The sequence below is a fragment of the Bacillus sp. ABA4_010 genome, from assembly GCF_056159105.1.
Genome location: NZ_JBSWUN010000003.1, coordinates 2,800,028 through 2,825,295, shown reverse-complemented (window position 1 = coordinate 2,825,295; position 25,268 = coordinate 2,800,028). Strand labels below are relative to the sequence as shown.

The window sequence follows — 25,268 nt, the reverse complement described above, 5'->3', positions numbered from 1 at the left end:
TGAAGCTGTAATGCGTTCAAATACTTTAATAGAGTTCTAGATTAAAACAATGCAGAATTAATTGGTTAAAGTGTAATAGAAAAACAAAGCCGTCCTTTATTGGGCATAAAGCGCAACGAAGGTTAACGTTTATCAACGGCACGGGCGAATTTATCACCGGCAAGCTGAATGATTTGAACTAAACAAATAAGAACAACAATGGTCGTAATCATCACCGTATTATCATAACGATAATAGCCAAAGCGAATGGCAAGATCCCCGACTCCACCGCCTCCGACAATACCAGCCATAGCCGAGTAGCCGACAAGACTGATTGTTGTGATGGTCAAGCCTTGAATAATTCCTGGTTTTGCTTCGGGTACTAACACATCTTTAATAATCATCCAAGGTGAGGCTCCGACCGCAACGGCTGCTTCAATGACACCTTTGTCAATTTCGCGAAGAGATGTCTCCACAATTCGAGCAAAAAATGGGATGGCAGCGACAGATAAGGAAACGGAGGCCGCTGTTGGTCCAATCGTTGTACCTGTCAATAACTGCGTCAGTGGAAGCAGGGCTACAAGTAAAATGATGTAAGGAATAGAGCGTACTGTGTTTACTACAAATCCGATCACAGATTTCACAGATTTATTTTCTAAAAACAGTCCTTGATCGGTTACAAATAGCAATACTCCAATCGGCATACCGAATAATAGCGCAACTGCGAGGGAAATGCCGACCATATAGAGCGTTTCAAGAAAAGCTTTGTTCAGTTCTGGAAGCAGGGCTGTAATCGATTCAAGCAGCATGTGTAATCACCTCCAAATGACTTGTTCGCTGTTGAATATAGTGAATAGTTTTTTCAATTTCAGGAGCATCTCCTGACAGTTGCATAATAAAAACACCAAGAGGGATATTTTGGATGTATTCAATTTTACCATGTAAAATGTTCCCCTTTACTTTAAAGCGCTGTAAGGCATCTGATACGACAGCTTCTCCCGCTACCGAACCACGGAATTGGATTTTTACAATTGTTCCATTTTGATCATTCATTAAATGATCAGGTAACGTGAAATCTAAAATGGTCGAGATAAATTGCTTTGTTAGCGGTTGTTTCGGCTGTGCGAAAATTTCATATACAGGTCCTTCTTCGACAACCTGACCGTCTTGCATAACGGCAACGCGATGGCAAATTTCTTTCACCACTTCCATTTCGTGCGTGATCAGTACGATTGTTAATCCAAGCTCACGGTTAATTTTCTTCAAAAGCTGTAAGATTGCTTTTGTTGTCGTTGGATCAAGAGCCGATGTAGCTTCATCACAAAGCAATACTTTTGGGTTGTTCGCCAGTGCTCTAGCGATACCGACCCGCTGTTTCTGTCCACCGCTTAATTGAGAAGGGTACACATCTTTTTTATCAGAAAGACCAACCATTTCGAGCAATTCTAAAACGCGGTTTTGAATATCGCTCTCGTTTACATTTGCCGCTTTTAAGGCAAAAGCGATATTTTCATAGACGGTTTTGGAACTAACTAAATAAAAATGCTGAAAAATCATGCCGATTTTTTGGCGAGCTTGTCGCAAGTCTTTTTCTTTCAGTGACGTTAAATTAACGCCATCCACAATGACATGTCCGGATGTAGGTTTTTCTAATAAGTTTAGGCAGCGCAGTAAGGAGCTTTTACCTGCTCCGCTATATCCGACAATCCCGAATATTTCGCCTTTTTTGATTGAAAGGGAGACGTCATTAACACCGATGATTGTTCCCTTTTTTGTTTTATACTCTTTTCTTAGTGATTGAATTTCAATCATAGTATCAATCCTTCCTTCATGGTCAAGCAAATAAAAGAACCTCTTTCCATTCTGAAAGAGGCATCGTATATATCCGACTTATCTTTCAGAATGGCAACATTCTGCAGGAAGTAGCACCGTTCCCTCGGTGGGGAGGTTGCTGGACATCGTCGGGCCTGATCCCTCCGTCGCTCTTGATAAGTGTAAAAATTATTATTCATTTTTTGGGATAACTGAATGATACGTTGTGAGGAAGAGAATGTCAATAAAAAAATTTTCAGTTAATAAAAAAGCATGTACATATTAATGAATGAAAGCGGTAACGATATGAGAACTATAATGGTTTTTGAGCGGAGGGAAAATGTCTTTGCTAAAAGTTTGCGGTTTATTTTGGATGATAATCGTTTTTATTTTTGGAAGCGTTGGCGCGGGATATAGTTATGCAGAGACAAATGAGTACGTGACGAAAGGAGAATTTTTAAAGGAACTTCTCCTGACTATGGAAGTGGACGTTACCGATGAAGTCTTGAATAATGATGGGGTGAACGATCCTTTTTTTACATATGTGAAGGCGGCTGAACGTCTTGAGATTACATTAAGTGAAAAAACGTATTCCAAAGAAGAGGTGACAAGAGAAGAGGCATATGCGCTTCTCATTCGTTCCCTTAATTTAAAACAAAAAATGGACGAAGAGATATTACAGAATTTTGAGGACGGTCATAGTGTGACAGCGTTCAAACAAGAACTAGCTGCAGCACTTCATTTAGGATTAGCAGCACTTCCAAAAGGACAAAACATTCATCCGAAGCAACCTATCTCCCCTGCAGAAATGGCAAAAATGATGGAGCTGTATCAAGAAAACATTCAGCGTATTCCAATCCTTCATACAAATGATGTACATGCCCGAATTTTGCATAATGCTAAAAAAGGCGAGCTTGGTTATGCTAAAATGGCCAAGCTGGTGAAGGGGGTTCGTCAGACGCACGAACATACTTTGTTAGTGGATGTAGGGGATGCCTTTCATGGAACGAATTTGGCTATTTTAAATAAGGGGAAAGTCGTAGCTGATGTGATGAATGAACTGAATTATGATGCGATGGTTCCTGGAAATCATGATTTTAATTATGGGCAAATCCATTTAAAAAGGTTAGTGTCCAATGTTCAATTTCCTGTCATGAGCGCCAATATTAGAAAAGAGGGAAAAGTAGTTTTTCTTCCATACATATTGAAGAGGGTGCAAGGAAAAATAATTGCATTTATTGGGGTTACAGCGGCAGATACAGCAGTTAAGACCAATCCAGAAGGAATTGAAGGACTTGAATTTCAAGATGAAATCCAAGCGGTCAGAGAACAAGTGAACCAATTGAAAGACAAGGTCGACCATATTGTCGTATTGTCTCATTCAGGTTCTAACGTTGATCAAAAAATGGCCAATGAAATAGAAGGAATTGACTTAATTATCGGAGGTCATAGTCATCAACGGGTGGAATGGCCCCAAAAATCAAAATATGCCTATGTGACGCAGGCATTTGAATATGGAAAAGTGCTTGGACGTACACAGTTACTTTTTCATAAAGGCGAGCTGATTGGCATTAATGGTTTTTTATACCGAGATGATGCCTTAAAAAAGGAAGATGAACAGATGAAGGCTGTCATTCAGCCTTATAAAGAGAAGAGTGAGCTACTTTTACATGAAGTGGTAGGCGTGGTTACAGTTAATCTTGATGGTGATCGTACTCATGTCAGAACAAGGGAGACAAATCTCGGAAATCTTCTTGCAGATGCGATGAGGGAGACATTGGACACAGATATTGCTTTGACAAATGGGGGGGGCATTCGTTCCAGCATTGAAAAAGGAGAAGTAACACGTGATGACCTATTGACAGTGCTGCCGTTTAATGACACCATTGTAATTTTGTCGTTAACTGGCACATCCATTAAATCAATACTAGAGCATAGTGTGCGTGAATACCCAAAAGAACATGGCGGTTTTCTGCAAGTATCTGGTCTCTCTTTTACATTTGATCCTCTAAAACCGGTAGGCAAGCGTGTGCAACAAATTAATATAAACGGCAAGCCTGTTGTTCCTCACAAACCATATACTGTGGCGATTAATCGATTTACAGCCATTGGAGGAGATGGATATACAATGTTGAAAAGGCAAATATGGACGAAATCTTCAAACCGTACACTCAGTCAAATTTTGGCTGATTATATGAAAAAGGGTCATGATGCTCGGAAAGTAGAAGGTCGAATTATGGTCAGACAATAAAAAAAATTTATGAGAAGGTTGATATTTTTACGGTTTTGAGGTTTAATAAGAGAGTAGACTGTGATGAGATGTTACGTTTGATTATGAATAAGAAATCCTTTACTTATTTTTTTAGGGGTAATTAGTAAGCGCTTACAGACTTCATTTACTTATTTGAACTTATTGTCAGTACTTGTACATACCTTTTGTGCTCTTGGGGAGGAGAACAAAAGGAAACGATTTTTCGTTTAGTTATGGGGAGAAGGTTTTATAAAAGGGGAATTTGAACGGTAAATAAAGGGATGACGATAAACAATAATCAAACTTGTAGCATCAATACATTGCTTGAAAAAACGACGGGGATGGGGACCCTGTCGTTTTTTTGTGCCATTATTTTCGTTCGTCATTTAAGTTGGTTAAGAATCTTATTGAAATTTTTATGAAGAGGATAGATGCCCACTCCATCTCTCCGCGTTTAACATATGTTGCAGTGTAAGCTTATGGCAATAAGAGATAGGAGGTTATTTTTATGCAGCGGCATTTTGGTCGTTCTCGGTTTACGGGAGCATATCCATTAAGGTTTAGACCTGGAAGATGGGGATATGGTTTTGGACGTCGTCCTTTTTACGGGGGGCCGTTTGTAGGCGGAGTACTTGGTGGATTATTAGGAAGCGCGCTAATCACTCGTCCTTATTATTATCCGCCGTATTATGGCTATCCGCCATATTATGCCCCATATTATCCGTATTATCCTTACTATTAAAAAAACGATGCGCGTTCTGCGCATCGTTTTTTTTTACCTATTCCTTCTTGCTTTATATGGAGTTTAAATTAGAAATGGTGAAAGAATTTATGAAAAAAATGGAAAGATAATCAACAGGGAAATGGCGAAAATTGTCCAGAAGTGTCAAGCGTTTTTTGTAAAAATAGAGAGGTTTTTGAAAGCGCTAAGAGAATAGAGAATTATAAGAATAATAGGGGGAGGAGGCATATTTTTTTATAGAATTGACAACAAGGCTAGGGGGAGAGCATATTGAAGTTTTTAATTTCGCTATCAAACAAATTAATGCAAAGGTACTTACCTGATCCATTTTTATTTGTTATTATTCTTACTTTTTTTGTTGGGGGATTATCTCTTGTTCTGACAGAAAGTACACCTATGCAAGTCATTGAATATTGGGGCGGCGGATTCTGGGGCTTGCTCGCTTTTTCTATGCAAATGATTCTTGTGCTTGTCACAGGTCACGTGCTGGCAAGCAGTCCATTTTTCAAGAAAACATTAAGTCGTCTCGCATCCATTCCGAAGTCTGCGGGGCAAGCAATTGTGCTTGTTTCAGTCATTTCACTTATGGCGAGTTGGATTAACTGGGGGTTTGGTCTTGTTATTGGAGCTTTGTTTGCGAAAGAACTAGCTAAAAAGGTTGACGGGGTAGATTATCGCTTATTAATTGCGAGCGCTTACAGTGGGTTTGTTATCTGGCACGGAGGGCTGTCAGGATCTGTACCGCTTACAATTGCCACACCAGGTCATTTCAGTGAAAAGATGATTGGGGTTGTTCCAACAAGTGAGACCCTATTTTCTACTTACAATTTGGTTATTGTGGCAGCTCTTTTTATTATCATTCCTATTTTGAATCGTCTTATGCTTCCTTCTAAAGATCAAGCGGTCATTATTGATCGGGATCTTTTGGAAGAGACGGATTCTCTACAGGCAGCAACAATCGATCGTTCTTCCATGACGCCGGCAGACCGTCTGGAAAATAGTAAGATTTTATCTTTGCTAACAGGGCTACTCGGTCTTGCGTTTTTAGCTTTTTATGTGATGAAAAACGGATTAAAAATTAATTTAGATATCGTGAACTTTCTATTCTTATTTTTAGGAATTTTATTTCATGGCACACCGAAACAATTTTTAGAGGCGGTTGGAAATGCGGTAAAAGGGGCAAGTGGGATTATTATTCAATTCCCTTTTTATGCTGGTTTAATGGGCATTATGGTTTCGTCTGGATTGGCGAATGTTTTATCTCAGGCTTTCGTTTCCATTTCGACAGAAAATACATTCCATGTGCTTGTGTTTTGGAGTGCGGGCCTTGTTAATTTTTTCGTTCCTTCAGGTGGAGGACAGTGGGCTGTGCAGGCGCCAATCATGCTGGAAGCCGCTCAAAATATGGGGTTGTCTCTATCTAAAACAGCGATGGCTGTGGCGTGGGGGGATGCATGGACAAATATGATTCAACCGTTTTGGGCGTTGCCGGCTCTTGCCATTGCTGGGCTGAAAGCTAAAGATATTATGGGATTTTGTTTAATTATTTTATTTGTAAGCGGTATCGTTATTTCACTTGGCTTGTACTTCTTTTAAATCCAACGCCACCTGTTTGTTTTTCCAGGTAAGATGAAACAGAACAGTCACTAAAACCCGTCAGTTAATCCTTGGTGTTACAGGAATAACTGACGGGTTTTTCATTTTATTCGCTTTCATCTGGGATGGATATGGTTTTCTTATGAAGCGTTTGGATAGTTTGACCGTTTTTCGCAAAAACTAAAGGAGCATCGTTTAAAATGGAAATGACATTTTGATTCGATGCAAATAAACGAAATCCTTCGAGGGTTTAAAAAGTTCGTTCGTAAAAAGCAAAAAAGTCCAAAGATGTATAGATTCCCCTCTTGCAACCTTTTTAATATTTGCTATAATATCAGCGGTGGCTCATTCATTGAGTATCATCGGGTGGGAGAGGGATATTGAATAAAGAAGGAATAATATGTTGAAAACGTTCTTCGACAACCGATTTAAAATCCATGAACACAGCACAACAATTGGTAAAGAAAGTACAGCTGGCGTTGTGTCCTTTTTATCTGTTGTGTACATCATTGCGATTAATGCAGCGATTTTAGCTGATGCGGGTATTCCGCTAGAAGCAGGCATCTTTACGACCGTTATTACGTCCTTAATTGGCTGTTTTATTATGGCTTTTTGGGCAAACGCTCCGATCGTGCTTGTACCTGGTATGGGAATTAATGCGCTGTTTACGTACACAATGGTTCAGTCCATGGGATTATCGTGGCAAGAAGCTCTTGGAGTAGTCATCATTTCCGGAGTATTGTTTACAATGCTTGCATTTTCCCGTTTGTCTCTTTTGCTCGTAAAAGCAATCCCTCAATCGTTAAAAGAAGCGATTACAGTGGGAGTAGGGCTATTTTTGACGTTTATCGGACTGCAAAAAGGCGGAATCGTTCAGCCAAGTGATACGACTTTTGTTGCACTTGGAAATTTAAGCGATCTTCATGTTATTAGCACACTGATTACGCTAATGATTACGATTGTATTGTTTATTCGCAATGTTCGCGGGAATTTTTTAATAAGCATGGCAGTCGGAACTTTAATCGCGTTTTTACTTGGTCAAGTCAACCCGCTCGATCAGGCTGCTTCAGAAGCAGGCTGGGAAACATTCGTTAGCGCAGTAGGGGCTTTTTCATTTTCGTCGATTTCTTCTATGACGTTTTGGGCCGCTGTCTTTTCATTAACAATGGTTATTGTTTTTGAAAATATTGGACTCATTCACGGACATTTAAGCATGACAGGTCATGACGAAAAGTTCCAACGCGCATTCCAGGCGAATGCGGTGTCGGTGATTACAAGCGGATTTTTTGGCACGAGCCCAACGGTTTCATCTGTTGAAAGTGCCGCAGGAATTGCGTCAGGCGGCCGTACTGGTATGGCATCATTTGTAACAGGTGTGTTATTTTTAACATCGCTGTTTTTCATACCGTTCATTAAGATGGTGCCAGATAGTGCAATTGCGCCAATCCTAATTGTAATCGGCGGATTAATGATTCAAAACATTAAACACATTAATTTGCAAGATTTGTCTGAGGGATTCCCTGCCTTTTTAATCATTGCGCTTATTCCGCTCACATACAGTATTGCGGATGGCATTGCTTTCGGTTTTATTGCCTATCCGATTTTAAAGGCGGCATTGGGTAAAACGAAAGATGTGTCCGTATTCATGTATGTTGCTGCGTTTTTGTTCTTTTTAAATTTTGTGTTTCATTATATAAGCTGATTGAGACCTCCTGTCATGTGACAGGAGGTTTTTGTGCATAGTCAATCATGTTATGGTATAATAAAAGTTATGTGTAATAACGAATAAAGGAGTAATAGCCATTTATGATTACAGTGAATAATGTTAGTTTACGATATGGTGACCGCAAATTGTTTGAGGATGTAAATATTAAATTTACACCAGGGAACTGCTACGGATTAATTGGAGCAAATGGTGCTGGAAAATCCACGTTTTTAAAGATTTTATCAGGTGAAATTGAAGCGCAAACAGGGGACGTATTTATGGGCCCTGGAGAGCGTATGGCTGTGTTAAAGCAAAATCACTTTGAATATGAAGAGCATGAAGTGTTAAAGGTTGTTATTATGGGGCATGCACGTCTTTATGAAGTCATGCAAGAAAAAGACGCAATTTATATGAAAGAAGACTTCTCTGACGAAGATGGAATGCGTGCTGCTGAATTGGAAGGCGAGTTTGCTGAATTAAACGGTTGGGAAGCAGAATCGGAAGCAGCAATTCTTTTAAAAGGTCTTGGAGTAGAAGAAGAACTTCATACGAAGAAAATGGCTGACTTAACAGGTGGCGAAAAAGTTAAAGTGTTGCTTGCACAAGCGTTATTCGGCAAGCCGGATGTTTTATTGCTGGATGAGCCGACGAACCATTTGGACATTAAAGCAATTCAATGGCTTGAAGAGTTTTTAATTAACTTTGAAAATACTGTTATCGTTGTATCCCATGACCGTCATTTCTTGAACAAAGTATGTACACATATTGCTGACCTTGATTTCAGCCGTATCCAAATTTACGTAGGAAACTATGATTTCTGGTATGAATCAAGCCAATTAGCACAAAGAATGGCATCGGATGCGAACAAGAAGAAAGAAGAAAAAATTAAAGAACTTCAAAACTTCATTGCGCGCTTTAGTGCGAATGCTTCTAAATCCCGTCAAGCAACGTCTCGTAAAAAAATGTTAGATAAAATTACGCTGGACGATATTAAACCATCTTCCCGACGTTATCCATTTGTTCATTTTACACCGGATCGTGAAATAGGAAACGATTTGCTCCGTGTTGAAGGATTAAGCAAAACGATTGATGGCGAGAAAGTGCTTGATAACGTAAGCTTTATCATGAATAAAGATGATAAGATTGCGTTTGTAGGGTCAAACGAAGTGGCGTACACGACGTTATTTAAAATTTTAACAGGGGAGATGGAAGCGGACAGCGGTACATTCAAATGGGGTGTAACGACGTCTCAAGCTTATTTCCCGAAAGATAACTCGGAGTTTTTTGAAGGCTGTGACTTGACATTGGTTGATTGGTTGCGCCAATACTCTCCAAAAGATGACAGCGAAAGCTTTTTACGCGGCTTTTTAGGAAGAATGCTATTCTCCGGAGAAGAAGTAAAGAAAAAAGCAAGCGTGTTATCTGGAGGAGAAAAAGTACGCTGCATGCTCTCGAAGATGATGTTGAGCGGTGCTAACGTTCTTCTTTTAGATGAACCAACGAACCACTTAGATTTAGAATCCATCACGTCTTTGAATGATGGTTTAACGAATTTCAAAGGTTCTATGTTATTTACTTCCCATGACCACCAGTTTATTCAAACGATTGCCAACCGTATCATTGAAATTAAGGAAGATGGCACGATGTTTGATAAGCAAGTGACATATGATGAATATCTTGAATTAGCTAATAACTAAAACAGCAGATTGTTTCGAAGGGCCCGTCATGAAAATCCAGCAACAATGAGGATTGGATGACGGGTCCTTTCCGTAAATACGCGGTTGTCGGTATCCAAATGTTGCGACATAGGAGGAATCAGGAGGTGCAGTCTGTGTATAAGAAAGTGTTCGGTCTTTTGTTACTTGTTTGTATAACTGTAGCTTTTCTTCTTTTGCGAGAAAAATGGGAAGTTGCACCTGTAGTAGCATATCGAACGATCGACGAGGAACAGTCACTTCAAACCTATTATGGGGTAGGAAGAGAAAAAGATATACTAGCAGTCGGTTCACTTGCTTACTATCAAAATGGACAAAACACATGGCTGTTTTGGGGAGACTATGAAAATGAGTTAGGTGAGCCGGTCGAGATATATGCTGAAAAAAAGGACGGCGGAGAAAAGATAAAGGCTATAATAGAAGAAAAACTGGTGCTTGAAGAAGGGGTATGGGGAGCGGATGCTTCTGTTTCTGCAACTGTTAAACTTCCTGAGGCAGGGATATGGAAGTTGTGGTTTGTAGCGGGAAAGAAAAAAATAAAAGAAGTTGTTGTGAAAATTGAAGATTAATAAAAGGAGAACAAGGAAATACTAGCGAATTTAATGAAGGAAAAGGTGAAAATAAGGGGGATGAACATGATGAACGAACAAAAACAATTAAAGCGCATTCGAGAGTTAGCGAATAGTATTATTCAAAGTGGTTTGCAAGATCAGGCTCATTATGAAGAATGGCAGCTACGAAATGTTATTGAATTACTTGCTCGTTCAGTTGTAGATGCCACTAATGTGCAGCTTGGTGATGATACCGATCCCTCAACTTCATTAAAAGCAACAGTCTGTAAAATGAAAATGGCTTATAACGAGATGCATCAACAGCAGGAGAATAAAGACTCGATTATATAATGCGATAAGAAAACGGAGTGAACAGGTTAAGTGTGTTCACTCCGTTTTTTGTACATATTATGTATGTACTATTTCTTGTTTTCTTTTTTAGTTGCGTTTACGTCCATCTCTTTGCTGAATTCTGTGTCCGCTGCTACCGTTGGATTGGCTGTTTCTTGACTGACTTTGTTTTGACGCCCTTTCTTAGCCATTTTCACCCCTCCTTTCTCTTTACAACAAATGTAGCTTATCCACGTAAGGAGAGTCTTATTCATTGAGAAAATTGGGCAAGAAAACTTATATTGCTCGCTTTTTCGTATACACTAACAAATAATAGGAGGGGGGAGATTATGACATTTAGCACAAATGATTACACCGTTATTGAGCAGGCGTTAAAGGTAGCCGCAGCCAACAGTGCTGATTACCAAGAGATTTATCAGTATGAAGATGTATTGAAAAAGTTAGCGCATCCATCTAGCAGACGAGATGTGCAGGAGGATGGATTTCGATACGATTACGATGATTCTCAAACATAAAAAAAGAGAGTGCCGTTTGTTTGGCACCCTCTTTTTTTACGAGTGAATTATGCTTTCATTTTTCTTGAGAATGATGTTGACGGCTTCGCTTACGCTTTCCACAACGTAGGAAGCTTCTTTTTTGACATCTTCATGTGCATGTGCGATTGCAAAGCTGTTTGGTGTTAAATTAAACATTGGGATGTCGTTGAAAGAATCTCCCACACAGGCAATTTCTTCAGGTTTGAGATGCAGATGTTCAAGTAGTACTAAGATGGCATTTCCTTTGCTGATGTGCTTTGGCATGATATCTAAACAGCCGATTTCTGAAATAAATGTATCTACTTCTTCCTGAAAAGTCTCTTCAATTGTTTGCTGCATTTCAAGTACGTCTTCGTGCTTTCCTAATACTGTAATTTTAGATGGTGTCATAGAGCGGCCGATTTCATCTAACATATTAGGCTGTTCTTCAATTGGGAAAAAGAAGCGCTCTTCAATCTGAGTAATCACTTCGTTTTTTTGTGCAACAAAATTAATGTTATCAGAACAAACGAGGGTAATATAACGTTCCGAGTAAGTGGCTTCATATAATTTTTTTGCTAATTCATGTTCGAATGTACGAGAATGAAGAGAAAGATGATCATTCGTTAAGACAAATGCTCCGTTTTGGCTTACTCGATGAAACTGGTCGTCGACAGATTTAGCGACTTCCATAATTTCATTATCCATTCTTCCAGAAGCGAGGCACACATCGACACCGTGCTTCCGCAGTTGTTTCAGCGCTTCAATGTCGTAAGCAGCCACTTCATTTTGTTTATTAATTAATGTTCCATCTAAATCGCTTACTAATAACTTAATCATATTTAAGCCCCTTTCGTTATTAACAGCTTAATGTCGTATTGGTTCAATGTACTTTGAAATGACGGTTCTGGGATACAATCTGTCACAATAATATCAATGTCTTCAAGTGAGCACACATTATAAAACATTTGTTTTCCGAATTTGGATTGATCGGCGAGTACAATTACCTGATTAGCACGTCGAATCATTTCTTTCATGAGCAACCCTTCTTCTTCATAAGGGTTGGACAGTCCGCTTTCGGTGATGCCGCACGCGCCTAAAAATAATTTATCAACATGGTAACTGCGCAGCATATCAATAGCTGTTGTCCCGTAAATGTATTGCTGGGAATGGTGAAGCTGTCCACCTAATAAATGGATGGAAGCTACTTCTTTTTTCGTTAATGTACTGGCAATCTGAATGGAATTGGTGACAATGGTATTATGTTTTGTCGTTAAATAGTTCGCCACAAATTCAACAGTTGTAGAAGCGTCTAAAATAAGATAATCATCATCATTGATAAGCGAGACAGCGCGTTTGGCAATTTCTTTTTTTGCTTCGGGTACATGCTTTAAGCGCTGTTCATAACTGGAAACTTCTTTAGAGAGTCCTGGGAAAATTGCGCCTCCTCTTGTCCGGATGATAGCACCTTGTTCATCCAGCTTAACGAGGTCTCTGCGCGCAGTGTCTCTTGATACATTTAATTGATCACAAATATCTTCAATGCTGATGCGTTTATGTGTTTTTAAATGTTGTAAAATTTTAATTAATCGTTCTTCTTGATACATGGCAGCACCTCGCTATGATCTCTTCAAATATTATAAGTAATATTAAGCTGATATGCAATTTCTTAATGATTTTATTATAAAAAATTTACAAAATCATTAAGAATGCTTAAAATAGAAGAAAATACATAAGCAAGGAGAGAGAGAAAATGAAAACATTACAAGTTGGACTTGTTGGTTATGGACTATCAGGACAAGTGTTTCATGCTCCGTTTGTTCATGTGCATCCACATATGAAGTTAAAAAAGGTCGTTGAAAGAAAAAGTGAAAAATCGAAGGAGCGCTACCCGTATGTAGAGGTGACAGCTTCCTATGATGAATTATTGCTAGATACAGAAATTGACCTTGTCATTATCACAACACCGAATGAACTGCATTATCCGATGGTGAAGAAGGCTATTGTAAACAAAAAGCATGTTGTTATTGAAAAGCCGTTTACGGTAACGTCAAAAGAAGCAGAAGAGTTAATAAACCTAGCTGATGAATGTGGTGTTCAGCTGTTTGTCTATCATAACCGCCGCTGGGACGGGGATTTTAAAACTGTGCAACAAATAGTAGAACAGGGGTTGCTTGGAGATGTGGTTGAATTTGAATCCCACTTTGATCGTTTTCGCAATTACTTGAAAGAAAATGCATGGAGAGAAGAAAATCGACCTGGTTCAGGAATTTTGTACGATCTCGGTTCCCATTTAATTGATCAATCGCTTGTTTTGTTCGGAATGCCGGATGCCGTGACCGCTGAGACGAAAATTCAACGAAAAGATGGAAAAGCAGTCGATGCGTTTGATATCCGCCTTCATTATCCGAAGGTTAGCGTCACGTTGAAGGCGGGTATGCTAGTTCGAGAAGGAGGGCCACGTTTTATTGTTCATGGAATGGAAGGTTCTTTCGTGAAATACGGACTAGACCCTCAAGAGCAGGCTCTTCGTCAAGGAACAATGCCGATAGATGAAGGGTATGGCGTAGAGGAAGAAGAAAAATGGGGAACGCTCAATACAACTATTCATGGCTTGCATTACCGTGGAAAGCTGGAAACTTTGCCTGGAACGTATCAAGATTTTTATCAAAATGTGTATGAAGCGATTGCGGAAGGGAAGGAACTTCAAGTAAAGCCGGAGCAAGCAGCAAATGTCATTAAAATAATTGAATTAGCAGAACAAAGTGCACAGGAGAAACGCACGATACAAGTTCAATAGACGTCAAAAGAGGAGAGCGAAAGCTCTCCTCTTTTGACAGATCACACAAAATTTATGCTGCCATGCCTGTCTCTAATTTTTGTTGGTGGCGGCGAATTTGATACACATATAGAGCAGCTACCACTAAGGTAATGATGGTTCCAAACGTCATGGACACTTGGTAGCTTAATTTAAATCCTTCCGGTGCGTAGAAAATGTAGGTGCTAACAACACCTGTCATAAATAACGCTGGAATCCCACAAATCCAATGGGTTTTGCCATAACGAAGGCAATAGGAAGTAGCAGTCCACAACATAACTGTAGCAACGAGCTGATTTGTCCATCCTACGTAACGCCATAGGAATGAGTAATCAATAGTTGTTAAATAAAGAGCAGGAACAATTACTGGAATAGAATAAAGCAAGGATTGTTTCCAGTTCGGATTTTCATTTTTCACACCGATTAACTCGGCAAAAATCATGCGTGATGAGCGAAGTGCTGTATCGCCAGTAGTGATGGGAAGGATAACAACACCTAAAATAGCCAAAATGCCTCCGAGTGTACCTAATAAAGAAGTAGAAATCTCGTTTACGACACCAGATGGTCCACCGGCAGCTAACGCTTCTTGCAAGCCTCCAGTTCCGCCGAAGAATGTCATTCCTGCTGCTGCCCAAATTAGAGCAATGATACCTTCTGCAATCATGGCGCCATAAAATACTTTTCGTCCATCCCGTTCATTCATTAATGTTCTTGAGACAATGGGACTTTGAGTAGAATGAAATCCTGAAATAGCTCCGCAAGAAATAGTTACCATTAATAACGGCCAAAGCGGTAATTCGCCAGGGTGAAGATTTTCCAATGTTACATTCGGGATCGATTTCCCCATGAATAAAAGAGCAATTCCAATGGCTACAGCCATGAAGATTAAGATAGCGCCAAACAATGGATAAATCTTTCCGATGACTTTGTTCACCGGTAAGACAGTAGCAACGATGAAATAAGCAAAAATGATAATAAGTGCCGTTCCGAAAGAAATTGGTGTGACGCTGGCGATTAATTGTGCCGGTCCTGCTGTAAAGGCGGCTGCTACAAGAACCATTAACACAAGAGATACCACGTTGATGACTGCTTTTACATGTTTTCCTAAATAACGTCCGACAAGGGACGGATATTGTTCCCCTTGATGGCGAAGTGACATCATTCCGGAGAAATAGTCATGAACAGCTCCTGCGAAGATGGAACCGAACACAATCCAGATAAAAGCGACAGGGCCATACAACGCTCCCATAATTGCTCCGAAAATAGGGCCTAATCCAGCGATGTTGAGCAATTGGATGAGCCAGCCTTTCCACCATTTCATTGGGACGTAATCAAGTCCGTCATTTTTTGTATAGGCAGGTGTTTCGGTGTTGGGATTTATGCCGAAAATTCGCTCAACCACCCGTCCGTAAAACATATAGCCTAAGATTAAAAGAGCGATTGATGCGAGAAAAGTAAGCATGTTTGAAGCCTCCTTCTAAACCTTTAATTTAAATCTTCTGAAAAGATATACATATCCTAGCAAAAGGAGACAAAAATCGCAATATATTTTCTGAAAAAAATAAAATTTCTAACAATTAGCAAACGCTTACATATTGTACCTACATTTACATGGATAAAAAGTTGATCCAAATGATGAGAATATCTTGTTAATATAACGAAAATTGTTTGGAAAATAGAAGAAGTGCAAGTGGTTTCCTTGAAGTGGAGGAAGATGATTTGATTAAGGAGAAAACGATAAGAAAGGATAAGCGGCAAAGAGCACCGCTTATCCTTTCTTATAAGACATTAAAATATCGTGCTTCCGGATGAGCAAAGACGATAGCGGAAACGGAGGCTTCAGGTTCCATCATGAAACCATCTGTCAGTTGAATGCCGATATCTTCTGGTTGAAGAAGGTTAAATAGTTTTTCCTGATCTTCAAGATTTGGACATGCTGGATAGCCGAATGAGTAGCGTTGACCTTGATATTTAGCTGTTAGGCGCTGTTCCATCGTGAAGTCAGGGGAATCCGGGAATCCCCATTGATCGCGAATTTGTTGATGAACACGTTCCGCCAATGCTTCCGCTGTTTCCAAAGCAAGTGCTTGAAGAGCATGACTTTTTAGGAAATCACCGCTTTCTTTCATTTGTTTTGCTAACTCGCGAATTCCTTTCCCGGCTGTTACAGCAAATAGACAGACATAATCCATTTGTTTGGAATCGACCGGTTTTAAATAATCAGACAAGCATAAGAAGGGAGCTTTTGCCTGCCGTGGAAAATGAAAAGTTTCAATAATATTACCAGGTTGCTTCGGGTCGTAGATGAGTACGTCATTGCCATTTGATTGTGCAGGGAAGAATTGATACACAGCAGAAGGCTGAATTAAATTCTCCTTTTTTGATCGCTGTAGAAGTTCGTCCACTACTTCTTTTATTTTTAACGTTTTCTCATCTTTTTCTTTCAATAAGCGCGAAATTTTCCCCTTAATCCCTAGATGGTGACCTAGGAGCATTTGCCAGTTAATATATGGCTCAATATGTGCCACGTTGTATTGGCGGATAAGATGGCGTTTCGTATCAATAGGAACAAATACAGGTGCTGTTGTCGATACGGCAGAACGAGTTAAGGTTGCGACCGCTGGTTCGTTCGATATCGTTTCTGTCAGCAGGGGAGAAGCTTGTTGTTTTTCTTTTAGTTCCGCCAATAATTGTCCGCTCGCATGTTTATCTTGAAGGCGGTTTGCGAGAGCTAATCCATCCATAGCATCTTTCGCATAAAGGACTGGTCCTTCGTATTCCGCTGCAATTTTATTATCTGTAAACTTTCGTGATAAGGCGGCACCTCCGACTAAAATCGGAACATCAATGGCGGCTTGTTTCATATCTTGTGCAGTTAAGACCATTTGTTGAGCCGATTTGACAAGAAGTCCTGACAAGCCGACAATATCTGGTTTTTCTTGGCGGATGGCCGCAATTAGTTCCTGTGGTGCGACTTTAATCCCTAAATCAATCACTTTAAAGCCATTATTGCTTAGGATGATGTCCACTAAATTTTTTCCAATATCGTGAACATCGCCTTTGACGGTAGCGAGGAGAACTTTTCCTTTCCCGCTATCGTCTTTCTTTTCCATATACGGTTCCAAAAAGGCAACAGATGCTTTCATTACTTCTGCACTTTGTAATACTTCAGCAACAATAAGTTGATTGTCGTTAAATAACTTCCCGACTTCCGCCATGCCTGCCATAAGCGGTCCATTAATAATGTCGAGCGGACTTTCATATTTGGCGAGCGCTTTTTCTAAGTCAGGAAGTAAGCCTTCCTTCGTTCCTTCTACAATATAAGTAGCAAGTCGTTCTTCCAATGTTAAATGACTTATTTGAACGTTCACGGTTTTCTTCTTGTCGCGATAAAAGTCGGTGAACGTAGCAAGTGTTTGATCATTTGTACGGAAAAGAAGATCATCAGCCAGTCGAATTTCTTCGTCTGGAATGGAAGCATAGCGCTCTAGCTTTTCCGTGTTGACAATCGCATAGTCCAATCCTGCTTGTGTACAGTGATAGAGATAAACAGCATTCAACACTTCCCGTCCAACAGGAGGAAGACCGAATGATACATTGCTCACGCCAAGAATCGTCAAACATTCAGGAAGCGCTTCTTTAATGAGCGCAATTCCTTTAATGGTTGCTTCGGCTGAACCGATATATTGTTCGTCTCCTGTACCGACAGGGAAGACAAGTGGATCAAAAATGATGTCTTTCGGATTGAGTCCGTATTTATGAACGAGCAAATCATGGGAACGCTGAGCGATTTCCAATTTTCGTTCTGCAGTAACCGCCATACCTTGCTCATCAATCGTTCCGACAACAACTGCCCCGCCAAATTTTTTGACAAGCGGTACAATCGCTTCGAATCGTTCTTCACCATCTTCTAGATTAATTGAGTTAATGATCGCTTTTCCTTGAGAGTAGGTGAGGGCACGCTCAATAACCGCTTCATCTGTCGAATCGATGACGAGTGGAACTTTAATTTTTTTTACGACTTCTTTAATGAACTGTTCCATATCCTCAAGTTCATCACGATCTGGGTCGGCCAAACAAATGTCAATAACATGGGCTCCGCTTTTTACTTGAGCACGGGCGACTTCTGCGGCTTCTTCTATTTTGTTTTCGGCAATGAGACGTTTAAATTTACGGGAGCCGATGACGTTCGTACGCTCACCAACAAACAGCGGACGCATGGACTCCTCATAAATGAGTGGCTCAATGCCTGATACAGCATGCGGATGCGTATCTTCGGGAATTTCCCTTGGTTTTAAATGTTTGACGGCCTCGACGAGTGCAGCAATATGGGCCGGCGTCGTACCGCAGCATCCACCGACAATGTTTAGCCAACCTTTTTCAGCGAAGCCGGCAATTTTTTTGGCTAATAATTCTGGTGACTCATGATAGTTTCCTTCTTCATCGGGTAGCCCTGCATTTGGATAACAACTGACAGCGGCTGATGATAAGGCCGATAATGAGCGGATATGGTCTGTCATGAATTCCGGTCCTGTTGCGCAGTTTAAACCAACAGAGAGCGGCTGCATATGTTCGAGCGAAAGATAAAAAGCTTCGATATCCTGCCCTGCGAGAGTTGTTCCCATTGGCTCGATGGTGCCGGAAATCATAATTGGCAACTGCCGCTTTGCATTTTCAAAGGCGTTGGAAATACCTAAAAAGGCGGCTTTCACGTTTAGCATATCTTGACATGTTTCTACTAATAAAAGATCGGCTCCCCCGTCTATTAATCCACGCGTTTGCTCTTCATATGAATCGACAAGCTCTTGAAAGGTAATACCGCCAGTAACGGACAACGTTTTCGTTGTAGGTCCCATAGATCCAGCTACATAACGAGGTTGTTCCGGTGTGGAATACTTTTCGCATGCTTCTTTAGCCAGTCGCGCCGATTGAACGTTCAATTCATAGGCAAGGTGGCTCAAATCGTATTCATCGAGTACAACCGAGGTAGCACCAAACGTATTGGTTTCTACGATGTCGGCCCCTGCTTTCAAATATTCTTCATGAATGGAGCGAATCACATGTGGCGCGGTGAGCGATAAATATTCATTGCAGCCCTCATACAGTTCTCCACCGAAGTCTTCATCGGTTAAATTAGCTGCTTGAATCATCGTGCCCATTGCACCGTCAAGGACGAGAATTCTTTCTTTTAATTGATTATGAATGGAGGATAGGGACATGATGATCTTCCTTTCTGATACGTTCTTTATCGTAAATGTATTTTGTTAATTCTACGGTCATTTCATAACGCATAAACGGTGTAATTAAGTAAATGCCGTTAAATAAGTCATAAGCGGCATCGATGAGATGTTTGGCAATAGCGATGCCTTCTTCTGTTCCTTTTGTCCGGTCGTTTTCTGTTGCATTCATACGGGCCAAAATGTCTTCTGATAGCTTAATACCAGGCACTTCATGATGAAGGAAGCGCGCGTTTCTCGCACTGGTCAGCGGCATGATACCAATGTAAACAGGAGCCTGCAAATGTTGGGTCGCTTCATGAATGCTTTCAATTTGTTCAACGGAATAAACAGGCTGGGAGATAAAGTAATGAGCTCCGCACGCTATTTTTTTCTCAAGGCGCAGCACGGCTTTATCGAGATGCCTTACATTGGGATTGAATGCTCCGGCAATTGAAAAATTTGTTTTTTGACCGAGTGGTTTTCCTGAATAAGATAAACCTTCATTAAATTGGGCAATAAGACTAATTAAATCAAACGAAGATAAATCATAGACAGACGTTGCTCCTGGGAAATCACCGATTTTAGATGGATCTCCCGTGACAGCAAGAATTTGGTTAATGCCGAGCGTGTGAAGTCCCATCAAATGTGACTGCAAACCAATCAAATTTCGGTCACGGCACGTGATGTGAACAAGCGGTTTTGCAGCTGTTTGATGCTGTAAGAGAGAAGCCATGGCCAAGTTGCTAATTCTTGGCGAGGCGAGTGAGTTATCAGCAAGTGTCACGGCATCTACTCCGACGTCGTGCAATGCCTTCGCTCCAGCCATGAATGTTTCGATACCAAATTGCTTTGGCGGGTCCAGCTCTACAATGACCGAGCGACGCTCTTTCACGAGTTCATGAATGTGAGGAGCAGCATCGGTGTCGGATTCTTGGATAGAAATCACTGGTCGTTGTTTAATTTGTTTAACTGTAACGGGCGATTGCCCCTTTAAAGCCGTTGACACAGCTTCAATATGAGCGGGGGTGGTGCCGCAGCATCCACCAATGAGCCGTACGCCCTGCTCTCTAAAAGAAAGGGCCGTTTCTCGGAAGTATTGACTGTCTGTTTCATAGACAAGTCGTCCATCTCTATAATCAGGCAAGCTGGCATTCGGGTAAGCGGATAAAAAAGCACGCGTTGGAAGTGGGACTTCTTCCAACGATTCAATCATATGATAAGGGCCAAGTCGGCAGTTAAGACCGACAATATCGGCGCCGAGTGATTCAAGTTGATGTAATGCATCACCAAGGGGGGTTCCGTCCTGTAACACCCCTTTTTCGTGAAGAGAAACGTGGGCGATAATTGGTTTATCGGTTTCGTTGCGGGCAATGGACAAGACGGTTTGCAACTCTTCCAGGTCATAATAAGTTTCTAGTAAAATACTGTCTACCTCTTCATGAAGAAGCCAAAACAACTGTTCACGGAAATTGCGTTTAATCTCTTCGATGGTAATCGTCGACTTCGTTAATGCTCGCACTCCGCCAATAGTACCTGCAATATACGCGTTATTTTTGGCGGCTTGTTTCGCAATACGGGCTGCGGCGACATTCAAAGTTTTGACGTCATCTTCAAGACCGTAGCGTGCCAGTTTGTGATAATTGGCTCCGTACGTATTAGTTTGAATAATGTTTGCTCCTGCTTTTAAATAAGCCTCATGAACACGGAGAACTTCTTCGTGTTTCGTTACGTTTAGCTGTTCGAAACAACTATCGACGCCGTGGGCGTACAGAAGAGTTCCCATCGCTCCGTCCCCAATTAAAATCGTTGACTGTAAATCTTTCAATAATCCCATGCTTATTCCTCCTCATACTCATTCTTTTCGGAAGGGGGCAAGTCATGATTATACAAAAAAGGCCTTCCCGTTAAGAAGAAGACCTTTTAATCAAAACCCTCTTCTTATCTGCCAAGCATAAATGTCTGCTTCGCTGGATTTAGCACCTTGTCACGTCATGACTGGTTGCTGAGGCTTCAAAGGGCCAGTCCCTCCACCTCTCTGGATAAGAATGATGTATAAAATTTGAAATGATAATATTTAACTTATCTGATTTTTAACAATTATACAACAAATATTTTTTTATTTGTAGAAATAATTTCAACAGAAACAGCTCGTCTTTTTTCGAAAACGCGTCATATAGTGTAGTATCAGCAGTTAAGAAGGGTGAGAGTATGAATAAAGAATGGAAACTCGTATTGCAAGTGGCTGCCACCTACATCGGTACAGTTGTCGGAGCTGGTTTTGCCACTGGGAAAGAAATCGTCCAATTTTTTACCCAATATGGTACATACGGTTTAATTGGAATTATGGTGAGTGGCTTATGTTTTATATGGCTTGGTTCAAAGATGATGGCCATGGCGCATGAAATTGGGGCCGAATCGTATCAGCAGCTTAATGATTATTTGTTTGGAAAGATGATTGGGAAAGTGGTCAACGTATTGACGATCGTCACTTTGTTCGGCATCACGTCCGTTATGCTAGCAAGTACAGGGTCCATTGTAAAAGAACAGCTTGGATGGTGGCCGCAAATTGGTATGGTCATCACCATCATCTTGGCATATGTTTCGATCGTGAAGGGCATTGAGGGGATTATGATTGTTAATTCACTTGTTGTCCCAATGATGCTCACATTTTCCATCATTATCATTGTTCCGTATATTAATCACTTTTCCTTTCTTCAAGCATCATCTCTTCCGTTATTAACCGATAGAGGGAATTGGATGTTGAGCCCTTTTTTATATGTAGCCTTTAACTTAGCGATGGCTCAAGCTGTGTTAGTGCCTCTCGGGTTTGAAATTAAAAATCGTCGCATTATTAAAAGAGGCGCAGTTCTTGGGGGAGTTGGCTTGACCTTCATGATGATAGCTGCCCATCTAGCTTTATCCAATTTGCCTTATACGTTCAAATTAGATATTCCAATGAGTGAAATTATTAAAAATGTAGGGTTGTGGGTTAATTGGTTGTTTTTAATTGTCATTTACGGTGAAATTTTTACGACTCTTATCGGCAATGTATTTGGAGTAGCGAGACAACTTCAAACAATTATTCCAATCCGTGAGAGTACGTGGATTATGATTATTTTAGGGCTTTGCTTTATTGTTGCTCAGATTGGATATGGATCATTGCTGACAGCGCTATATCCACTTTTCGGTTATATAGGATTAGTCTTTATTTTCATGCTTTCGTTGAAAAAAGTAAGATAATTCCTAGTGATGTGCTAACGATGTGAAACAAAGAAGAGAGGGGTGCCTGAAAAGAACTAATTTTTCAGGCACCTCTTTCTATAAATAATAATAGCCGCCTCTTGAGAAGGTAGAGGATATTCTTTGTCTGTTCATTTTAATGAGTTGTTATTGTTTTATTTTATTGGCCATCTCAATTGCTCGATTTGTTTGGGTTGCTGCTTCATCAAGCACTTCCTGTGGGTTCCCACCTTGGTACAGCTTTTCAAGCGCTGTTACGATATGTTGGCGTGACTAGGGAAAAAACAGATAGGAAAAGGTGAAGGATAAGGATGATAAAATCTCAAAATGTCAAAATATAGTTAAGAATATTTCTTGTTTGTAAACTGTTTCAAGATTCAAAACAGATAAGATTCGAAAGGATGAAGGAGCTATTTTATTGGATGAAAAGGCGTTCGCAGTGAAGGAGTATAGGTCTTGAATAAATTTTCAGAGGTTTGCTATCCGCTTAGGTCTAGAAAATTTGATAAACAAATTTCGTGCTTTTTTATTTTGTATCTGTTAAACTATGTTCAAACTTCATAAGTTTATATCCTTCGGGGTCGGGTGAAATTCCCAACCGGCGGTGATAAAACGGAAACGTTTTTAAGCCCGTGACCCGTTTATAGAAAAAGGATGGTATGTTGGTATACCATCTGAGCTTGTTTAAGCAGGCGATGTAAACGGTGGATTCAGTGAAAATCTGGAGCCGACAGTATAGTCTGGATGGGAGAAGGATCAGAGTGGCGCGTAACAGCCTTTTTAACTTTTTACGAAAGTGAGAAGTTTCTTTGTGATACCATCAATTAGATGAAAATACAAAGGGATTTTTCGTTTTATGTAAAAAAGATAGGTGTTACATGCTTGATTTATCATGTCTTTAAATCGATTGGCATGATCAGCTGATTCATCTCAATCAACCCCTGAAGCTATAGCGTCAGGGGTTTTTTATATATTTGAACGGATTATCATAAAATATGATTGGAAGTGATCATTTTGAACGATAGCAATTATATGGAACTCGCTATTCGATTAGCCGAAGCCACAACAGGGCAGACGAGCCCAAACCCTGTTGTCGGAGCTGTGGTGGTTAAAAATGGTGAAGTTGTAGGGATGGGGGCACATTTGCGTGCAGGAGAAGGACACGCGGAAGTTCATGCCTTGCAGATGGCAGGAGACCGGGCAGAAGGGGCTACCATTTATGTGACCCTCGAACCGTGTGCGCATCATGGGAAAACCCCGCCTTGTGCCGATTTAATTGTTGAAAGAGGTATCAAACGGGTTGTAATAGCTTCACTTGATCCGAATCCGCTTGTAGCAGGAAAAGGTATCAGCAGAATGCAGGCAGCTGGCATTTTAGTTGAGACGGGAATACTGAAGGAAAAAGCAGATGCATTAAACAAAGTGTTCTTTCATTACCTTCACACGAAAACCCCGTATGTGACGTTAAAAACAGCAAGCAGTCTTGATGGAAAGACAGCGACCGTGACGGGTGACAGTAAATGGATTACAGGCGAAGAAGCAAGATTGGATGTACATATGCTCCGTCATCATCATGACGCTATTTTAGTGGGAGTACAGACAGTTATCGCCGATAACCCGAGTTTGACGACACGCCTTCCAGGTGGAGGCAAATCACCGGTGCGAATCGTACTTGATACGCATTTGCGTATTCCAGAAGACGCTATATTGCTGCATGACGAACAGTGTGAGACGTGGATTGTTACAGGGAAACAAATTGATGAGGAAAAAGCGAATCGTCTTCGCCGTTCTCATGTGAACATTTTTTCTCTTTCTAGTGATGTAATTCTTATTGTTGAATTACTGAAACTTCTTGGGGAAAAAGGGATTACGTCAGTTTTAGTAGAAGGCGGAGCTTCTGTTCATGGAAGCTTTTTGCAAGCAGGGTGCTTTAACGAAATTGTTTCTTATGTAGCACCAAAACTCATTGGAGGTGCGAATGCCCCTTCGTTATTTGGAGGAGAAGGCATTCAAAAAATAGCAGAAGCTGTTCAATTAAAAATTCACTCGGTTGAACAAATCGGCCCTGACTTGAAAATAACGGCTCGGCCTGAGGAAGGTGAAAAAGGTGTTTACTGGAATCATTGAAGAAATCGGAAGTATCCAATCGATTCAAAAAGGAACAGATGCTATTGAAATCTCGATTCATGCCGCCCGGATTTTAGAAGATGTAAAACTCGGAGACAGCATTGCGGTGAATGGTGTTTGTCTAACGGTCACTTCTTTTGACCATCAACAATTTACAGTGGATGTTATGCCTGAGACGATTGCGGCAACCACATTAAAAACTTTAAAGCGCGGTGAACGTGTCAATCTTGAACGTGCAATGGCAGCTAACGGTCGTTTTGGGGGACATTTTGTCAGTGGCCATGTAGATGGGGTGGGTAAAATTGTCAGAAAATCCCCAAAGGGAAATGCGGTTTATTATGAGATTGAAGCAGCCCCGGAATTGACAAAGTTGATGATTCTTAAAGGCTCTGTTGCTGTAGATGGAACTAGCTTAACGATTTTTGGCACAGGAAACGGTATGTTTACGATTTCGCTCATCCCCCATACATCCTCTCACACCATTTTAGGAGAGAAAACATCTGGGGATACGGTCAATCTTGAATGCGATATGCTGGCAAAATATATAAAAAACATGATGGAAAAAGAAGCAGAACCGATTAGTGGTTCTGTCAATTATAATTTGCTTCGCGACCATGGGTTCACAAACTAAAAGAAGGAGTGTGTAC

At 40.6% G+C, this 25,268-nt stretch carries 20 protein-coding genes and 3 riboswitches; of the genes, 12 read left to right on the top strand and 8 right to left on the bottom strand.

All coding sequences use genetic code 11. The features are described 5' to 3' along the window. Nucleotides 1–122: 122 nt before the first annotated feature. Nucleotides 123–788, bottom strand: coding sequence for a methionine ABC transporter permease (locus ACXAEO_RS15205; RefSeq protein WP_474882564.1), 666 nt, complete (start codon nucleotides 786–788; stop codon nucleotides 123–125). Then, entirely contained in the window at nucleotides 778–1,791 is a 1,014-nt protein-coding gene (locus ACXAEO_RS15200; RefSeq protein ID WP_474882562.1) for a methionine ABC transporter ATP-binding protein, read from the bottom strand. The genes ACXAEO_RS15205 and ACXAEO_RS15200 overlap by 11 nt, the downstream gene beginning before the upstream one ends. A 75-nt stretch (nucleotides 1,792–1,866) precedes the next feature. Then, a riboswitch (SAM riboswitch) is annotated at nucleotides 1,867–1,974 on the bottom strand. Between the two features lie 157 nt (nucleotides 1,975–2,131). Here ACXAEO_RS15200 and ACXAEO_RS15195 point away from each other — a divergent pair. The 7 genes from ACXAEO_RS15195 to ACXAEO_RS15165 all read left to right on the top strand — a co-directional run bounded on the left by ACXAEO_RS15195 (nucleotide 2,132) and on the right by ACXAEO_RS15165 (nucleotide 10,702). Continuing rightward, nucleotides 2,132–4,042 carry a bifunctional metallophosphatase/5'-nucleotidase gene (locus tag ACXAEO_RS15195; RefSeq protein ID WP_474882560.1) on the top strand — a complete coding sequence of 637 codons (1,911 nt, stop codon included), beginning with the start codon at nucleotides 2,132–2,134 and terminating at the stop codon, nucleotides 4,040–4,042. Nucleotides 4,043–4,550: 508 nt separating this feature from the next. Further along, a complete protein-coding gene (locus ACXAEO_RS15190) occupies nucleotides 4,551–4,784 on the top strand; it encodes a hypothetical protein (RefSeq protein WP_474882558.1) in 234 nt (77 codons plus the stop codon). Between the two features lie 270 nt (nucleotides 4,785–5,054). Next, nucleotides 5,055–6,380: a short-chain fatty acid transporter gene (locus ACXAEO_RS15185; protein ID WP_474882555.1), complete on the top strand. Its 1,326-nt coding sequence runs from the start codon at nucleotides 5,055–5,057 to the stop codon at nucleotides 6,378–6,380. A 403-nt stretch (nucleotides 6,381–6,783) separates the two neighbouring features. Beyond that, the gene (locus ACXAEO_RS15180) at nucleotides 6,784–8,082 is read left to right on the top strand and encodes an NCS2 family permease (RefSeq protein WP_474884185.1); all 1,299 of its coding nucleotides are present in this window, start codon (nucleotides 6,784–6,786) and stop codon (nucleotides 8,080–8,082) included. Between the two features lie 104 nt (nucleotides 8,083–8,186). After that, complete coding sequence (locus tag ACXAEO_RS15175) at nucleotides 8,187–9,782, top strand: ABC-F family ATP-binding cassette domain-containing protein (protein WP_474882552.1); 1,596 nt, start codon at nucleotides 8,187–8,189, stop codon at nucleotides 9,780–9,782. Nucleotides 9,783–9,907: 125 nt separating this feature from the next. Then, the gene (locus ACXAEO_RS15170; protein WP_474882550.1) at nucleotides 9,908–10,369 is read left to right on the top strand and encodes a hypothetical protein; all 462 of its coding nucleotides are present in this window, start codon (nucleotides 9,908–9,910) and stop codon (nucleotides 10,367–10,369) included. A 60-nt stretch (nucleotides 10,370–10,429) separates the two neighbouring features. After that, nucleotides 10,430–10,702 (top strand): hypothetical protein, encoded by a 273-nt coding sequence (locus ACXAEO_RS15165; RefSeq protein ID WP_474882548.1) that lies wholly within the window; start codon nucleotides 10,430–10,432, stop codon nucleotides 10,700–10,702. 68 nt (nucleotides 10,703–10,770) lie between these two features. Here the strand turns inward: ACXAEO_RS15165 and ACXAEO_RS15160 are convergent, their stop codons facing one another. Beyond that, nucleotides 10,771–10,893 carry a hypothetical protein gene (locus ACXAEO_RS15160; RefSeq protein WP_474882546.1) on the bottom strand — a complete coding sequence of 41 codons (123 nt, stop codon included), beginning with the start codon at nucleotides 10,891–10,893 and terminating at the stop codon, nucleotides 10,771–10,773. 138 nt (nucleotides 10,894–11,031) lie between these two features. On the opposite strand from ACXAEO_RS15160, the gene ACXAEO_RS15155 reads away from it, so the two are divergent. Further along, nucleotides 11,032–11,217 (top strand): hypothetical protein, encoded by a 186-nt coding sequence (locus ACXAEO_RS15155; protein WP_474882545.1) that lies wholly within the window; start codon nucleotides 11,032–11,034, stop codon nucleotides 11,215–11,217. A 36-nt stretch (nucleotides 11,218–11,253) separates the two neighbouring features. Here ACXAEO_RS15155 and ACXAEO_RS15150 read toward each other — a convergent pair whose 3' ends face one another. Next, complete coding sequence (locus tag ACXAEO_RS15150) at nucleotides 11,254–12,057, bottom strand: HAD family hydrolase (RefSeq protein WP_474882543.1); 804 nt, start codon at nucleotides 12,055–12,057, stop codon at nucleotides 11,254–11,256. A 2-nt stretch (nucleotides 12,058–12,059) separates the two neighbouring features. Then, nucleotides 12,060–12,824, bottom strand: coding sequence for a DeoR/GlpR family DNA-binding transcription regulator (locus ACXAEO_RS15145; protein ID WP_474882540.1), 765 nt, complete (start codon nucleotides 12,822–12,824; stop codon nucleotides 12,060–12,062). Nucleotides 12,825–12,970: 146 nt separating this feature from the next. On the opposite strand from ACXAEO_RS15145, the gene ACXAEO_RS15140 reads away from it, so the two are divergent. After that, nucleotides 12,971–14,017: an oxidoreductase gene (locus ACXAEO_RS15140; RefSeq protein WP_474882538.1), complete on the top strand. Its 1,047-nt coding sequence runs from the start codon at nucleotides 12,971–12,973 to the stop codon at nucleotides 14,015–14,017. Between the two features lie 52 nt (nucleotides 14,018–14,069). Here the strand turns inward: ACXAEO_RS15140 and ACXAEO_RS15135 are convergent, their stop codons facing one another. From ACXAEO_RS15135 to ACXAEO_RS15125, 3 genes are all read right to left on the bottom strand, one after another. Continuing rightward, entirely contained in the window at nucleotides 14,070–15,497 is a 1,428-nt protein-coding gene (locus ACXAEO_RS15135; RefSeq protein WP_474882536.1) for a carbon starvation CstA family protein, read from the bottom strand. Nucleotides 15,498–15,813: 316 nt separating this feature from the next. Then, nucleotides 15,814–19,254, bottom strand: a complete 3,441-nt coding sequence (gene metH / locus ACXAEO_RS15130) for a methionine synthase (RefSeq protein ID WP_474882533.1) — start codon at nucleotides 19,252–19,254, stop codon at nucleotides 15,814–15,816. Next, nucleotides 19,232–21,088, bottom strand: a complete 1,857-nt coding sequence (locus ACXAEO_RS15125) for a bifunctional homocysteine S-methyltransferase/methylenetetrahydrofolate reductase (protein ID WP_474882531.1) — start codon at nucleotides 21,086–21,088, stop codon at nucleotides 19,232–19,234. The genes metH and ACXAEO_RS15125 overlap by 23 nt, the downstream gene beginning before the upstream one ends. Before the next feature lie 101 nt (nucleotides 21,089–21,189). Beyond that, a riboswitch (SAM riboswitch) is annotated at nucleotides 21,190–21,300 on the bottom strand. 162 nt (nucleotides 21,301–21,462) lie between these two features. Between ACXAEO_RS15125 and ACXAEO_RS15120 the strand changes: the two genes are divergently transcribed. From ACXAEO_RS15120 to ribE, 3 genes are all read left to right on the top strand, one after another. After that, nucleotides 21,463–22,494 carry a YkvI family membrane protein gene (locus ACXAEO_RS15120; protein WP_474882529.1) on the top strand — a complete coding sequence of 344 codons (1,032 nt, stop codon included), beginning with the start codon at nucleotides 21,463–21,465 and terminating at the stop codon, nucleotides 22,492–22,494. Between the two features lie 567 nt (nucleotides 22,495–23,061). Next, a riboswitch (FMN riboswitch) is annotated at nucleotides 23,062–23,254 on the top strand. 254 nt (nucleotides 23,255–23,508) lie between these two features. Further along, complete coding sequence (gene ribD, locus ACXAEO_RS15115) at nucleotides 23,509–24,621, top strand: bifunctional diaminohydroxyphosphoribosylaminopyrimidine deaminase/5-amino-6-(5-phosphoribosylamino)uracil reductase RibD (protein WP_474882527.1); 1,113 nt, start codon at nucleotides 23,509–23,511, stop codon at nucleotides 24,619–24,621. After that, nucleotides 24,602–25,252, top strand: a complete 651-nt coding sequence (gene ribE / locus ACXAEO_RS15110; protein ID WP_474882525.1) for a riboflavin synthase — start codon at nucleotides 24,602–24,604, stop codon at nucleotides 25,250–25,252. The genes ribD and ribE overlap by 20 nt, the downstream gene beginning before the upstream one ends. Nucleotides 25,253–25,268: the final 16 nt, after the last annotated feature.